Here is a 16,027-nt window from a genome sequence, read left to right on the forward strand (position 1 = left end):
TTTACAACACTATATGAACTCGAATATAAGTTAAATGATTATGTCCATTGGTTTAATAACTTAAGAATCCATGGATCATTGGAGTATCTAAGCCCTATTCAATATCGATTACAGTACTCCATATAAAAATTGTTTAAAAAAGGGTTGCCATTCCAGAACATTAGTATATTATTTTTTATTCATAAACTCTCTATAGTTAAAAGATCAAATTTGTGTTATAAAACGTTCTAGAAACTTTTGATAATATCCTTTGATATATTTGTAAAGTGTGGTACTATAACAAAGATTTGGAGTGGTAATGTGAGGCAGTTAGTGTTAAAAATAAATCAGCGTTTTTATTATGGTTGGGTGATTGTACTATTGAGTGCTCTGACCTTCTTTTTAAGTGCCCCAGGACAAACCTATTCCATTAGTGTTTTTATTGATGTATATAAAAGTGAATTTGCTTTTTCTTCTACAGTTATTTCAACAGCCTATAGTGTTGCGACGGTGATTAGTGGTTCAATGTTGGTGTTTATGGGACGGGCTATTGATCGATTTGGTATTAGACGAATGTTAATAGTTGTACCAATTATGCTTGGCATAACGACCTTTTTTAATAGTTATGTTTCAGGAATATATATGATATTTGTAGGGTTTATTTTTTTACGATACTTTGGACAAGGATCGATGACACTTATTCCAAGTACAGTAATTCCTCAGTGGTTTGAAAAAAGACGGGCGTTTGCGATTAGTTTAGCTACTATGGGGGGATTACTAGCGATGCTAGCGGTGCCTTCAATCAATTTATGGTTGATTTCTCAAATTGGCTGGCGTAATGCTTGGCGAGTGTGGTCATTAATTCTAACGGTAGGGTTTGTACCTCTTGTGTTTTTGTTCGCATCTAATCGACCAGAAGATATTGGGATGACTATCGAGAATGATGTTTCATTAGATGAAGAAGCGGTAGAAAAAGCGCTCCAAAAAATGAATCAAAAGAGTTTTTCTTTAAAACAAGCATTACGTGTTGAAGAGTTCTGGATTGTAGGGATGATTAGTATGATTCCAGCAATGTTTAGTACCGGTCTTGCCTTTCATTTCTTTTCGGTAATGGCATTACGGGATATTAATAGTGAAGCGGCTGCGGTGATTTTGGGATTACTAGCACTTCCTGCATTTATTATGCCATTTGTATCTCACATAGTTGTCGATCATTATCCTGTTAAATATATTTTATCTACAACATTAACGATGACAATATTGAGTATGCTTTTCTTAATATTTGGCGTAGTAAATGCAACATTTGCGGTTATTTTCATCTTGTTTTATGGTTTAGGGATTGCCATTCAGTCACTTTCAACCAATGTTTTATGGCCAAATTATTTTGGACGAAAACATCTTGGAAGTATACGTGGTGCGGCTACTGTTTTTATGGTTATAGGTAGTGCCTTAGGCCCATTGCCGTTTGGAATATCATATGATATCACTGGTAATTATAATGTAGCCATAGTCGGCATGATGATTTTTACTGCCGTTGCCTTAGTACTTTCTTTTACCATATCAAAGCCGGTTAAAAAACGTGTTTAGATAAAAAAAGGTGCCATTGGCACCTTTTTGCGTTTTATCTAGGGTATAAATCGCCCATTTCATCGGTTTCTAAACTCGCGCGACGATTGCGTTGTGATTTAATTAAACTTTGATAGTAGTCTGTGTTGTCTTTGACGTCTTCAACCATCTTATCAACATAATCAACAAATTCTTGTTCCGAGAGTTTATTATCTAGTTGTCTTGTGTCTAAGGCAAAAAGATTATCCCCTGTCATCGTTATATGATCATTATTAGGGATATAATGGAAGTATAAACTTTCATTCATTGTTGGGATAAAACGAATCGCTAAGTTCTCAGGATCTTTTTTGCGTTCAATTTCTTTGATATTAGTGGTTGCTCTAAAATACGTAATTGGGTACGTTTTAACTTCCCGCGGTACTGGAATGCCTTTATCTAGGTTTTGTAAATCTAATTCAAATACAAGTCTGTAATCAACACTTAAATCTTCATGTGTCTCCTTATGAAGCGCCATTAATTTTTTATGTGCTTTCTCATATTCTTCTTTAGAAAAAGTATCTAACACTTTAATGTGATCAGAAAGTTCTGTGTTAAGACGTTTGTTTTCATCATCAAAATGAACTTCTTGTAATATGATGTTTCCATCAACTTCATATGTATTTGATTCAGTTGTATGAAATGATGAATAGCCATGATCATCATGAACAAATTTCTGATGTGTGACGTTGCCATCTTCATAAAAGCGAACCAGTTCAAATCCATTTGAGTTATACTTAATACGTTCTGTATAAAGTGCTCGTGGTTTCATAATCTCCTCCTATTTATATTTTTCTTAATTAAATTATAGCACATCCTAAAAGCGTTTTCATTAGATATACTATTTTTTCATTAGCAGTCTTTATTCTACTGAACTATGTATAAAAAAAGATCTCAACAAAATGAGATCTTCAATATTATTGGGTATTTGCTTTGTCTTTTAAGGCCTTTATGAGTTTGTCTTTATAATTACCTTTATCTGACTTTCTCGAGTACATGTTTTCATCTGCTTCCGATAGCACTTGATCCATTGTTTTATCTGAGTTTTTATTTGTTCCGAGACCATATGAATATTGAATAATATCTAATATCGGCTTATCTTGATTTTGTTGGTCAAGTAACGTGATTAAATGCTTAACCGTTTTTATGTCACGATTAATTATGATAAGTAAGAACTCATCGCCACCTAATCGAATCGGAATGATGTCATCTTTATTGGATAAGTCAAGGAGTTGATTTGCAAAACGTTGTAATAGTTTATCGCCTGCTTCGTGTCCTAAGTAATCGTTAAACAGTTTTAATCCATCAAGATCAAAGAGAATAATATGGTAATGTTGATTACTGTTATCTAAGTCATCTCTTATCTCTTCTAAGTAATTGCGGTTGAATAATCGTGTCATTAAGTCATGTGTTTTAATATATTGAATGCCATGAATATATTTTTGATTAGCGGTATCATCGTAAAAGAGGTAAAATTTTCCTGAATACTTATAAAATGGTAAATGAATATCTTTTGAATGCATATTAAAGTATAGCTTATCATCGTTAAAATTAAGATCATCCAGTTCATTGGCATCTTCATATATAATCGCATAGTCTTGAATTGTCTTTAGTAAACTATCAAACCTTAACTCTTCATCAACTTTAATATCAAATAAACGTTTAAAGGCTTTTGAGGCATCTACCACAATATTCTTATCATTGACAATAACGTATTTCTCACGTAAATTATCTAGAATAAAGTGATTACGATCAACCCCTAAAATTAATTTTAAGTCACGCATGTAAAAGACATAATAAAGTAAAGAGATGAAGAAGATAAAAACGATATATGTTGGATCAAGTGTAAAGGTATAGACAAAAATATGTATGATATTCAATGAAATGCCAAGAATAATGCCAGTCACAATAAACAGAAACGGTACATAATCTTTATTAGAACGCAAGTTTTTGTATAAACTCTTAACAATAAAATACCCAGTGATTAATATCAATGTATATGACGCAGCAGTGTGGATATGGAAAAAGGCTCCATTAGTTGCCTGTCTGTAATCTATATATCTAAAGTCACTACTTGGCAAACTTTTAAGCATTAATTGATGATATTGATTAGTATAGGCTATGACTAGATCAATACTTAAGAAAGTCCACAATAAGACATGGATAACCATCGGAATCTTCTTTTTCATATATGTCACTATCGAATATAAAAAGATAATACATATTAAATAAACTAAAGGATATATTGATACGGTTAAATAATATAACAAGGTACCATTAACCAAAAAGTTACGTACAGCTAAAATAGCACTCCACAAAAAAAGTAGAAGTGATAAGTACTTAAAATATTTGTAACGAGGATCAACATTAAATAAATCATAATGGGTGAGTGGAACAAGTGCCATAATTGATAAGATGATAAAGATAATCCATATATAAAGAGTCATTTTCGTACCTCCTAAATAGTTGTTTCAAGTCGAATATATCATATCATAAATCGTTTTCAAACGCACGTTAAATGTTGATATTAACTTAAATACTTTAAGTATTACAACATAATATAAGTTAGTAACAATTGGGTATAAAGTAAGAACCTACTAATTGAATTTTATCTTTTCTAAAATAGAGTAATAGTCGCTAGTTTGTGGTAATTTTGTTTTACCGCTTGGCAAGTTTCTGAAAATATGATACACTATTATGGCAAATAGTGCTCCCGTAGCTCAGTTGGATAGAGCGCAACCCTCCGAAGGTTGAAGTCGCATGTTCGAATCATGTCGGGAGCGCCAAATGAAGAGTTTTCAAGGTGCAAATCTTGAACTCTTGACCATTAAAAAGTGCAATGCAAGTTGCCCTTTTTTTATAGACATTTTGACTGAAGATATGATATAATGACTTGTCAAACGGAGTGATATAACATGAAAAAATCAAACTATAAAATGTTATTAATAATCATTGGATATCTCTTTTTTTTACGGGGTATTTTGATGATAACAACGGGGATGAGCATCTTCCATTTGGGGGTTATATTTGATCTGGTCTTAGTGACATTTTGGATTGGGGCAATTGGCTTTTTTATCCGGTCTTTAACGGGACAAAAGATTTTTTACATTACAGTGATTTTAATCGCCACAGTATTTGTTATTAGTGACAGCATTTACTATGATTATTTTGATACGATTAGTGCAGTTAAAAGTTTAGATGGATTAAAGTGGCTAAAAGAAGGAACGACTTTGGAATACAATATTCAAATCCCCTTAGTGACTGTTTACGTGATTCCAGTTTTTATTGGGCTCATTGTGTACATAATCAAGAAAATGCAACAACCAGATCATTATCGATTAAATCACTTGGCCATTATTTCGATTATTTTTGTTATTCAGATTGGATTGTATTTATCATGGACAACAGGAGAATATGAGAATAGATTAGAGTATTATCAAAGTGATGCCTATTTGTTTGCGAGTATGCATGATAGGGTCTTATATAGTGAGAAATATGGGTATTACCATTATCACTTATTAGATATTACTAAGTTGAATCCAGATGTTGATGCGATTGATGTTATGGATGAAGCAGAGGACTATTTTGACAGTAGAGACCATCACCTGAATGAGTATAGTGACCAATACAATGGGTATAATCTTATTACGATTTTAGGCGAGTCACTCGATACACGTTTTATAGATCCTACTCTGACGCCAAATCTTTATAAGATGTATAGTGAAGGTATGCGGTTTGACAATTATTATACGCCTGTTTTCCAACAGGGGGCAACATGTAATAGTGAGTATATGAGTCTTGTTGGATTAAGTGCGATAAATACCAATGACTGGTCTAATAATATTTGTGACACGTATAGTACAAATGCTTTTCCATATAGTTTACCTAACCAGCTACAAACGATAGGATATGATACATATTATTTCCATAGTGGCCATGAATGGTTTTATAATAGAAGTACAATCATTCCTCATTATGGATTTGAAACAGTTAAATTTCAAGAAGATTTATACCGTGATGGTTACAATGATTTTAATGAACACTTCGATTCACAAATGACCTATTTCTTTGATGAATATGTGTCATATGATAATCCCTTTCATATCAACCTGTTAACTTATTCAGGGCATGGCGCATATAATCAAGAGGCGTTTAATATTCATTTAGATCAACTTAATCAGGCGTATCCAAACACAACATTCGATTCACAAGTTGAGAACTATATGTTAAAATTAATTGAGACAGACAAAATGATTGGTGACATCATGAATCTCTTAGAAAGTAAGGGTGAATTAGATAATACATTGTTTGCGGTGTTTCCTGACCATTATCCATACATGATGGAAGAAGAGACCTATCAATCGTTTTTAGACTTAGAAGAAGATAGTAAAGAAATTCATCATCAAACACTTCTGATATATGCGACTGGCATGCAAGGTGAAACCTTTGATGTGACTGGTAGTACAATTGATATTCCTCCTACTTTGCTCAATTTACTTGATAGTTCATTGAACTTTAATTACTTTATGGGACATGATTTGTTATCTGTAAATAACAATTATGTATTATTTAATGATTTAAGTATCACTGATGGTAAGAATGTGTTATATTTAGATGGTACCTATATTGGTGATATATCACAAAAAGATCATTTAGAAACAGTATTGGCTGAGAAAATAAAATTATTTGAAATTCAACAAGGGTTATTGAATATTGATTACTTTAAAACCTTAAATTAAATATTTTTCTCGCTTTTGCTTTACAAAAACAAGGCGTTATATTATAATAAATAACGCTGTAATGTTTCGGTAGCTCAGCTGGATAGAGCAACGGCCTTCTAAGCCGTCGGTCGGGGGTTCGAATCCCTCCCGGAATGCCAAAAAAATGTAATCAAGCGATTTTTCGCTTGATTTTTTTATAGGTATGATTTACTCTATTTTTATAAAGTGGGTAAAAAATGAAATAAATTACCTATTTTATGTTGACGTGAGTAATCATTACCTATATAATTGAAATATGGAAAGGATGATCCTGTATGTTTACATTAAAACAACTACCCCCAAAAGCAAATTTCAATAAGACAGAGATATTATATAAAACAATTGCTGCTCATAAGGCTTTAGCAGAATTGAAAGGATACTCAGATGTATTACCAAATAAGAATATATTAATCAATGCAGTAACAATTAATGAAGCAAAAGATAGTTCAGAAATTGAGAATATTATAACGACACATGATGAGTTGTATAAGGCACTTAGTACATCAAATGCAAGCATTGCTGCAAAAGAAGTGGTTAATTATCGGACTGCTTTATGGAATGGGTATGAGTTAATTAATGAGTATGGATTTTTATCAATCAACATGATTGTGAAAATCCAATCTATCGTGGAGCAAAGTGAAGCAGGAATTAGAAAGGTACCGGGTACTGTATTACGAAATGAGCGAACAAAAGAAACAGTATATACACCACCGGTTGGTTATGACGAAATTATCCGACTAATGACAAATTTGGAGGAGTATATTAATAATGATGAAGATCAAATTGATGATTTGATAAAATTAGCAGTGATTCATTATCAATTTGAGTCTATTCATCCATTTTACGATGGAAATGGAAGAACTGGGCGAATCATCAATGTCATTTATCTTACCTTGAAAGGGTTGCTGGATACACCTATATTGTACCTAAGTTCTTACATCAATAATAATAAAGCTGATTATTATCGTCATCTTCAGGAAGTTCGAGATACAGATTCGTGGGATGGTTGGGTATTATATATGTTAGAAGGTATAGCCGAAACAGCAACTAAAACGTTAAACATTATGAAGCGTATTAATCAACTTATAGAGGAAATGATTGAAGAAATTAAACAAGCTTTACCAAAAATTTACTCAAAAGAGTTAATTGATGTTATTTTTTATGAGTTTTATACGAAGATATCATTTGTGGAAAAAGGTGTGGGTGTCACTCGTAAAACAGCATCAAGTTATCTTTCTCAGTTAGAAGATAAAGGATTTTTGCGATCAGAAAAGATTGGGAGAGAACGAGTTTATGTAAATGAACGTTTATATGAAATGATTAAAAAAGCTAATTTCTAGGAAGAACGATAGCTAAGAAACCTTCTAAGCCGTCTGTTGGGGGTTTGAATCCCTCCCGGAATGCCATTAAAAAGCATAGGTTAGTCTTTAAAGGCTAACCTTTTTTATGTTTTGAGATTATATTAGAGAAAAGTCGTCGGTCGTGACTGTGTTAAGCAATTTAGAAAGAAAAAATGGGCTAAACTACGAACTCATTACTGATTTTATTCTTTTGTTTGATATTTTTCTTTTCTCCTTCAGACATATGCATATCATCGGATAAGGAAACTCTTTTTAATTTCCACCACACGCCAACTCTGTTAAACAGATTAATTGGTACTTGATGAGGGAATAGGTGGAACGAAAGAAGAGGACACATGGTGTACTAAACACAATAAGTAAGCCATAGTTGGTATTTCTTTATTGAAACTGCAGACTAAAAAGTTTGAAAATAAAATTATTATAGGTTATACTAATCTTGAGAGGAGATTATTATGAAAAAAATAATTGTTATGTTAGTGTTTCTATTTATTCTTACATTAGCATCATGTGATTTACCAGACGATAATAATGACTCTGATAATATTTTATTTGAGTTACCACCATTTGCTACATATTTCTTAGGTCTAAATGACGATTTAACTCAAGAGCAATTCAGTTCATTAGATGGTATTGAATCTGTCTATGAATTAGAAGGCGATGTAGTTATTACTATCAGTGAAGATTTCGAACTCAGAGCTTCTGGATCGCGTGGTGGATTTGCCGTTGGTGGGTTTTCTCCAGCAATACTAATTGGTGGCGATTCTGACGATGATAATGATCCGCTTTCAATAGAAGCGTTATTAGATTTTCCACAAATTAAAAACGCTAGAGAAGAAGATGGTAAAATTGTAATTACCATTGATTCGAGTGACGATTTTGAACTCAGAGCTTCTGGATCGCGTGGCGGATTTGCTGTTGGTGGATTTAGCCCAGCTATTGCGTTTACGGATTATACAGATGATGATATGTATGAAGAAGCGATTGCGAACCTTGATAAAGTACATCAAGTTTATACGAATCCTGATGGTCTAACGACATTATTGCTTGATACATCTTTAACTTATAGAACCATGTTAACTGCGTCAGGTAGTAGAGGTGGATTTGCTATGGGTGGATTTACTCCTGCTATCTTATGGACTGACGATGAGGATGATGATACGAGTGTTGATCTAGATTCTATGGTTTCCACAATGGCTATTAAAAGCGCGGAAATTAATGATAATAATCAGCTGAAGATAGTCGTTGAAGAAGGTTTTAACATTAAATTTTCTGCATCAGGTTCTCGTGGTGGATTTGCTGTGGGCGGATTTACTCCTGCTATTTTAATCACTGAAGATACAGATGATGATACATTAGACAGTGCTTTAATGTTTAGAAATCATGCTGCCATTGAGTCATATACAATACATAATGATGGGTCTTCATCTGTTGTATTAAATAAAAATAATCTAGATGCTTTTATAGATATATTCCATAAAGAATTAACATCATTTTTAAAAGAAATGCCCCGTGAATATTATGGCATGAAATATGACGACATCATATATGAACAAGATTTATCTGTAATTGAACTCATTGTTAATGAAGAATTTGTTGCTAAACATGACTTAAATAATGAGTATTACTCAAATATGTATAAGACATTAGAACACTACCAGTACTTATTCCATCTCTTTAGTGAAAATAATATGTCGTATGAATTTATTGTCCGATATGAAGACAAAACTTTTTATAGACATACATTGTATGAGTAAATCAACACCAAGATATCTTAGACATTTAATAAAACATTATGATATAGCAAAAAAAATAGTATGTGTAGTCGTGTAAGGATTTTGACGTAAATAAAATCTATTACATAAGAAACTATACTAACACCAATAGGGTTCTTTATTGTCAATATGAATGCCACCTTAGTGAAATGATAAGATGTTAATAAACACAAAAAACGTGATTATTAACATCTTTTTTGTATACAATATAGTATAAGGATTGATTTTTATTGTTTAATTAGTTTAAATCCTAATACTTAGTGGTTTTAGATTAAGTGAATTTTATATGTTCTTTGGTAAAACTATAACAATTACAGATAAGTATATTCTATAAATATATTAGATAATTTTAAATAAAGATTTGCTAATGTCTTTATTTATAATTCTTATTATTATATAATAATAGTAAGTGTAGAAAGGAATTGAGTTATGAAAAAATTAGTATTTAAGAATCGTATTGTCAACATTGTTGTAGGATCAATCTTTATATTGCTGGCGGCAGTCGGTTATTTTTCGGGATGGATTGAAGAGTTTTTACCAATCTTTATCGCAACAGTCATTTTGTTCATCGCCTTAAAACAATTTATCTTTTCATTTCGTGAGATATCAAATAAGAATGCCATTATCATACTATTGATTGAGATATTATTAGATTTTGGTATTGTAGCTGCGATGATTTATTATGGAACATACCTTAATCTATTGATTGGAGCGTTTATTTACTTAAGAGGGTTAGTATATCTTATTATTAATTTTGTCACAGACCGTGACATTGAATTTGGCGAATATATGTTGCATATCGTCTTTATTACTGTAGGAGCATTTTTCCTCTTTACATCAATAGATACCCAAACCGTCTTAATCTTAACATTAACAGGTATTTTAGCCATTATTGGAATCATTTATTTACAAGATGGCATTCGTAAGGTCTTAAAAAAACAACAAGCACAAAAAAAGACCAAACAAAAAACTGAAAAAGTCAAAGAGAAAAAAGAGAGTACAATAAGCCAAGAATTAAAAGAAACCTATAAGTCATCACCACAAAAAGAAAATAAGGATAAAAAACCTGCAACACCGAGTCAAACCCATAAAACAACAAAACCAGAAACTGAATTACCTGCTGGTAAGAAAGTGAAAGATACAACTGATAAAAAGGTTGACTCACCAGATAAAAAAACGGTGGCTGAAGAAACCATTAAAGTGAACAAAGGCCCAGATAAGTCTGCTTTGTTTGATAAAACAGTTGTTGAACTTAAAGAGATGGCAAGAGATAGAAATTTATCTGGCTATTCTCAATTAAAGAAATCAGAACTTGTTGACTTAATCGTAAAAAACGACAAATAATCGTTAAGGGATGTCCTAATGACATTCCTTTTTTCGTTAATTTGTGTTAATGTGTTTCAATATTAAAAAAATATGTTAAAATAAATTGAATGAAAGGAGAATCTATTATGGAATATGAATTTAGTCAAAAAGTATCACGAGATGATTACATCGCGTTTGTTACTAATCACATCAAGAAAAGCTTTTTAAAATTATCAAATATATTGCTATTTACAATCAGTATTGGGTATTTAGTAATTAGCCCATTCGTTTTAGGGGAACAAGATTTTACCTTTATGTATATAGGGTTAGGAATCGTTGCCTTATTAACTGCGATGGTGTTTTATGTTCGTAAGAACGCAGGGAAAACATATGATCGTAATCCTGATGCTTTTGATATGACGTATCGACTGGATGAAGAAAAACTAACGTATATTGTACCTGAAGGTGAGATTGAAAAGCCTTGGGAAGAATTTCATAGTCTTTATGAAACTGAAGATTATCTATATCTATATGTGAATAAAAACAGTGGACTTGTATTTGTTAAATCACAAGTTACCTCAGAACAATTAGCCTTCATCATCGGACATGGAAAAGTGAATATGAAGCCAAAACATATTAAATTATTGAAAAAATAGCACATTGTGCTATTTTTATTTTAAACAGGGTTAAGCTGTGTTAAAATGGACAGTGAAGTGGTGGTGAAAAAAATGCAAATAGAAATATTTGAAAGCAACGTAACAAAGGAAGATACAAAGGACTTACCACATCGTGTGGCATGTCGAGGTATCATAGAAAAAGAGGGTAAATATTTGGTTGTCGTATTAGAAAAATATGATATAACAACGTTTCCTGGTGGTGGCATTGAAGGTGAAGAGTCTTTAGAAGCGTGTGTCATCCGTGAAGTGATGGAAGAAACTGGGATACTTTGTGCACCGCAAAAAGAGACAATCAGAATTAAAGAGTATTTTGAAAATAGCGTCTGGACAAATATCTATTTTTTATGTGACTATATAAATGAAGAAAGCAAACCCAAATTGACACAGGAAGAACGTGATCTTGAGTTAACTACAAAATGGGTTACGAAAGAATGGCTTTTGGATAATTTTGAACATAATATGACCAAACATAAATTTGGTCCACAGATCCATAATCGTGAGTTTTTAGGATTGATTCATAGTTTATAAAGGGGGAAACCTATGAGTGAAATGACAATTACAAAGAGTAAGTTTATGGAATATATTCGATGTAATCGGTATGCGGCATTAAATAAAGCATATAAACGCAAGGATATGGATGACGCATCGATGGATAGGCTGTATGATTTAGTAGACTCTTTGGATGGAATGGAATTAGAAGATGTCCTTGATGTTAATGATATCGATACTGCTCATCTCGATGTGATGATGCCCTATTTCGATCAAGTCGAGGTCCTCGCAGCGCGAAAGGTTATGGCAGACTTTGGTGGTGAAACACGATATGGAACCACCTATGGAACACAGAAACTATTTTTACGGGAGCACAAAAACTTTAACTTGATGTGCTATACCGATATTTATAATCAGGTTGACGATCACGTTAATATTATTGAGGTTAAGGCAACAACCTCTAATAAGTATTTAAATATGTCCTATAAAGAAAACAAAGTCGAACACCACCTTTTTTATGTGGGTGATAATAATATTTTAAAACTCAGTGAAACTAGGGACAAAAGTTATTTATCAAGCAAAAAATATATGACAAAGCGTAACCGATTAAAAGAACGTTTTCGTGATGAAGGGGTATACACTTATGACCTTGCGTTTCAGCGATTTGTAATTGGTGACAGTATTCAGGAGGCAACATATTATTTGGGTGTTTTAAATCATGAGTATGTTTTTGATGGGACCTATATCGATGGCTCAGCCCACTATACAAATGATAGCATTCGGTTAATTGATGTGACGCCGTTAATTGAAGAAATGCAAGATGAAATTGAAGCTGCAATCGATACTGTAATCGATCGGATTATAGAAGACGATATAAACCGCGTACCACTTGGAAAACACTGCCAATTAAAGAAAATGCGCGAATGTATTTATAAAGACCTGTGTTATGATCAATTTCCTAAAACAAATAGTTTATTGATGTACATCGATAAACATCACGGATTTAAAGACCCCAGTGGAGAAAAACACGAATACTTTGATATGGTGAATGATGGCATGCGCTCAATGACCGATGTACCATCAGATTGGCTACATCGAAAGAATAATATTATCCAACAAAATGTTGCGACAACACACGAACCACATATTGATTATCAAAAAATAAGAGATGGCATTGAAACGATTAACTATCCGATATATCATTTGGACTTTGAAAGTTTTCCATGCCCACTCCCACGTTTTAAAGGGGAAACACCATATACCCAGAGTTTATTTCAGTTTAGTCTTCACATCGAAAAAGAACCAGGTGTTTGTGATAAAGAAGCTGATCACTATGAGTTTTTAGCAAAAGATCATAACGATAATCGTGAAGAGCTTGTCAAACAGTTATGTGCCCATATTAAAGATGATGGGGGTAGTGTGATGGTCTATAACCAAGCATTTGAAAAGACGCGGATTAAAGAATTAGCTGAATGGTTCCCCGAGTATAAAGAGCAATTATTAGGCATCAATGAACGATTGTTTGATTTGATGCATATTATCAAAACGAATAGTAAACTCTATCAATCGCTTGGATATGATGATGAACGGGCGAAGACTGTGAACTATTATCATGAAGACCTTAAAGGTAGCTATAGTATTAAAAAAGTATTACCGATTTTTAGCGAGTTAACGTATGCCGACATGATTGTTGGTAATGGGATGGAAGCGGTATATGCATATGCGAGTTATGATACAATGACAAAGACAGAAAAAGACCGAACAATTAACGCGTTAATCGAGTATTGTAAACAGGATACCTGGGCGATGGTTGAAATCTTAGACAATCTCAGAAAGATTTAGTAATTCGGTTTACAAATATGAGATGTATGTTATAATAAGTCAGTGTTTTTGAAATATTAGGAGGAATAACAAAATGGCCAAAATCGATGAATTAAGCGGAAGTAAAGTTCGCATTGAAATCGAAGTTAGCGCAGAACAATTAGACCACGGACTTGAACACGCATATGCGGAAATCAAGGATGATGTGGAAGTTAAAGGATTTCGTAAAGGCAATGTACCACAAAGTGTGTATGAAAAGAAATATGGTGTCGAATCACTATATGATAAAGCAATCAACCATGTCCTACAAGAAACATATGTTGATGCTGTCACAAGTAATGACATTGAAGTGGTTGCTCAACCGAAAATTGATTTAGACGTTACAACTGTTGAAAAAGGTAAAGGATTTACCTACGTTGCTGAGGTTGCTGTAAAACCTGAGGTAACATTAGGTGACTATAAAGGATTAACTTTTGAAAAACAAGATACAGAAGTAACTGATGAACAAGTTGATGAAGAAATCAACAAGTTATTACAACAAAATGCAGAACTTGTCTTAAAAGAAGATGGCGAAGTTGAAGAAGGCGACACAGCAATCTTTGATTTCGAAGGCTTTGTTGATGGTGAAGCATTTGAAGGTGGAAAAGCTGAAAACTACGAGTTAAAAATTGGTAGTGGACAATTCATTCCTGGTTTTGAAGAAGGAATGAAAGGTATGAAACCTGGTGAAGAACGTGATGTTAATGTCACATTCCCAGAAAACTATCAAGCAGAAAACTTAAAAGGTAAAGATGCTGTCTTTAAAGTTAAATTACATGAAATTAAAGAAACAGAAACACCTGAGTTAACAGAAGATTTCGTCAAAGAACTTGATCGTGAAGGAATTGACTCAGTAGAGGCCTTAAAAGCTGATACACGTCAGAAACTTGAAGATCAATTAGAAGAGAAAAATAAAAATGCACGAATTGATTTTGCGGTTGCAGAAGCAACAAATAATGCGACATTCGATTTACCAAAAGAAATGGTTGAAAATGAAAAGAATCGTTTAGTTGACAACGTGAAACAACAAGCAAAACAATACAACTTAGAATTAGAGCAATACTTACAATTTAGTGGTATTAGCAAAGAAGACTTCGACAAAAACATGATGAAAGATGCAGAAAAATCTGTATCATACAACTTAGTTGTTGAAGCGATTGGTAATGCTGAAGGTATCAAAGCATCTGATGAAGAAGTTGAAACAAAATACGAAGAACTAGCAAATCAATATAATATGGGTGTTGAGCAAATTAAAGCGGCCGTAAATGATGACGCTGTAAAACACGAAGTTGTTTACAGAAAAACAATTGATTTCTTAGTCGAAAACTTAGATATTCAAGAATAACGGTACAAGGCATTACCTCTGGTAGTGCCTTTTCCTTAACGAGGTGTTAAGATGATTAAGATGGTAGTGGCTGATTTAGATGGTACATTGTTAAAGTCCGACCTAAGTATTAGTAACCAAACAATTGAAGCTATCAATCAATTAAGAGACAAGGGGATTATTTTTACCATAGCGACGGGGCGTCCTGAACAATTAGTTAAAGAAGTCGTTGATAATTTAAATATCGACATTCCTGTCATCATGTATAATGGCAGTGTTGTGGGTCATCCGTTTCAAGAAGAAAGATTATTTGAAAAAGGACTCGATCAAAAAACGGTTAAAGAAATTATTACCTATTGTGAACAAGAACAGATTACATATATGCCATATCACCGCGACATGATTTTATCACATCCAAACTCGCGGCTTTCATTTTATCAAAAACGCAATCAAAAATTACCTAAAAAACAACGTGCCGTATTTAAAGATATTACGTCAGTTGAAGCAATTGAAAAATATATATTTCATAAAATATTATTAATCGAATATGATCACAAACGCTATGATGAGATTACTGAAAAAATGCAAACATATGATGGTATTTCAGTAGTCGCAAGCAATGTGGGGTTTATTGATATTAATCCCTTAGGCGTTAGTAAAGGTGATGGACTAAAGCGATTAGCTGATTATTTTAATGTGTCGCTTGACGACATTGTCGTGTTTGGTGACCAAGATAATGATGTGTCAATATTAGCGGCTGCCGGCATTGGTGTGGCAATGGAAAATGCTTCTAAAAAGGCCAAGAAAGCGGCGGACGAGATAACCGATTCAAATGATGAAGACGGTGTTGCACGTTGGATTATTCAGCATATTTTAAAAAAGTAATTGACAACGATAT

At 32.9% G+C, this 16,027-nt stretch carries 13 protein-coding genes and 2 tRNA genes; 13 read left to right on the top strand and 2 right to left on the bottom strand.

The annotated features are described in order from the left end of the window. Together UMR38_00005 and UMR38_00010 are read left to right on the top strand one after the other, a co-directional pair. Window positions 1–126, top strand: a 126-nt coding sequence (locus UMR38_00005) for an IS3 family transposase (GenBank protein MEC9484240.1), incomplete at its 5' end; no start/stop codon positions are given. A gap of 234 nt (window positions 127–360) precedes the next feature. Further along, window positions 361–1,566 carry an MFS transporter gene (locus tag UMR38_00010; protein MEC9484241.1) on the top strand — a complete coding sequence of 402 codons (1,206 nt, stop codon included), beginning with the start codon at window positions 361–363 and terminating at the stop codon, window positions 1,564–1,566. Between the two features lie 34 nt (window positions 1,567–1,600). Here UMR38_00010 and UMR38_00015 read toward each other — a convergent pair whose 3' ends face one another. Together UMR38_00015 and UMR38_00020 are read right to left on the bottom strand one after the other, a co-directional pair. Next, window positions 1,601–2,353 (bottom strand): hypothetical protein, encoded by a 753-nt coding sequence (locus tag UMR38_00015; protein MEC9484242.1) that lies wholly within the window; start codon window positions 2,351–2,353, stop codon window positions 1,601–1,603. Window positions 2,354–2,498: 145 nt separating this feature from the next. Next, the gene (locus UMR38_00020; protein MEC9484243.1) at window positions 2,499–4,028 is read right to left on the bottom strand and encodes a diguanylate cyclase; all 1,530 of its coding nucleotides are present in this window, start codon (window positions 4,026–4,028) and stop codon (window positions 2,499–2,501) included. 262 nt (window positions 4,029–4,290) lie between these two features. Between UMR38_00020 and UMR38_00025 the strand changes: the two genes are divergently transcribed. From UMR38_00025 to UMR38_00075, 11 genes are all read left to right on the top strand, one after another. After that, window positions 4,291–4,367: transfer RNA gene (locus UMR38_00025), tRNA-Arg, on the top strand. Window positions 4,368–4,496: 129 nt separating this feature from the next. Then, window positions 4,497–6,320, top strand: a complete 1,824-nt coding sequence (locus tag UMR38_00030; protein ID MEC9484244.1) for a sulfatase-like hydrolase/transferase — start codon at window positions 4,497–4,499, stop codon at window positions 6,318–6,320. Window positions 6,321–6,383: 63 nt separating this feature from the next. Continuing rightward, window positions 6,384–6,460: transfer RNA gene (locus tag UMR38_00035), tRNA-Arg, on the top strand. A gap of 156 nt (window positions 6,461–6,616) precedes the next feature. After that, window positions 6,617–7,681 carry a Fic/DOC family N-terminal domain-containing protein gene (locus tag UMR38_00040; GenBank protein ID MEC9484245.1) on the top strand — a complete coding sequence of 355 codons (1,065 nt, stop codon included), beginning with the start codon at window positions 6,617–6,619 and terminating at the stop codon, window positions 7,679–7,681. A gap of 473 nt (window positions 7,682–8,154) precedes the next feature. Then, window positions 8,155–9,456: a hypothetical protein gene (locus UMR38_00045; protein ID MEC9484246.1), complete on the top strand. Its 1,302-nt coding sequence runs from the start codon at window positions 8,155–8,157 to the stop codon at window positions 9,454–9,456. 447 nt (window positions 9,457–9,903) lie between these two features. Then, window positions 9,904–10,818 carry a Rho termination factor N-terminal domain-containing protein gene (locus tag UMR38_00050; protein ID MEC9484247.1) on the top strand — a complete coding sequence of 305 codons (915 nt, stop codon included), beginning with the start codon at window positions 9,904–9,906 and terminating at the stop codon, window positions 10,816–10,818. Between the two features lie 107 nt (window positions 10,819–10,925). Next, complete coding sequence (locus tag UMR38_00055; protein MEC9484248.1) at window positions 10,926–11,435, top strand: YcxB family protein; 510 nt, start codon at window positions 10,926–10,928, stop codon at window positions 11,433–11,435. Between the two features lie 72 nt (window positions 11,436–11,507). Next, window positions 11,508–11,984, top strand: coding sequence for an NUDIX hydrolase (locus UMR38_00060; protein ID MEC9484249.1), 477 nt, complete (start codon window positions 11,508–11,510; stop codon window positions 11,982–11,984). A 12-nt stretch (window positions 11,985–11,996) separates the two neighbouring features. Beyond that, a complete protein-coding gene (locus UMR38_00065; GenBank protein MEC9484250.1) occupies window positions 11,997–13,787 on the top strand; it encodes a DUF2779 domain-containing protein in 1,791 nt (596 codons plus the stop codon). Window positions 13,788–13,860: 73 nt separating this feature from the next. Next, window positions 13,861–15,150: a trigger factor gene (gene tig / locus UMR38_00070; GenBank protein MEC9484251.1), complete on the top strand. Its 1,290-nt coding sequence runs from the start codon at window positions 13,861–13,863 to the stop codon at window positions 15,148–15,150. Window positions 15,151–15,201: 51 nt separating this feature from the next. Beyond that, window positions 15,202–16,014, top strand: a complete 813-nt coding sequence (locus UMR38_00075) for a Cof-type HAD-IIB family hydrolase (protein ID MEC9484252.1) — start codon at window positions 15,202–15,204, stop codon at window positions 16,012–16,014. Window positions 16,015–16,027: the final 13 nt, after the last annotated feature.

It is taken from the genome of Candidatus Izemoplasma sp., from assembly GCA_036172455.1.
In the GTDB taxonomy this organism is placed as follows: domain Bacteria; phylum Bacillota_I; class Bacilli_A; order Izemoplasmatales; family Izemoplasmataceae; genus JAIPGF01.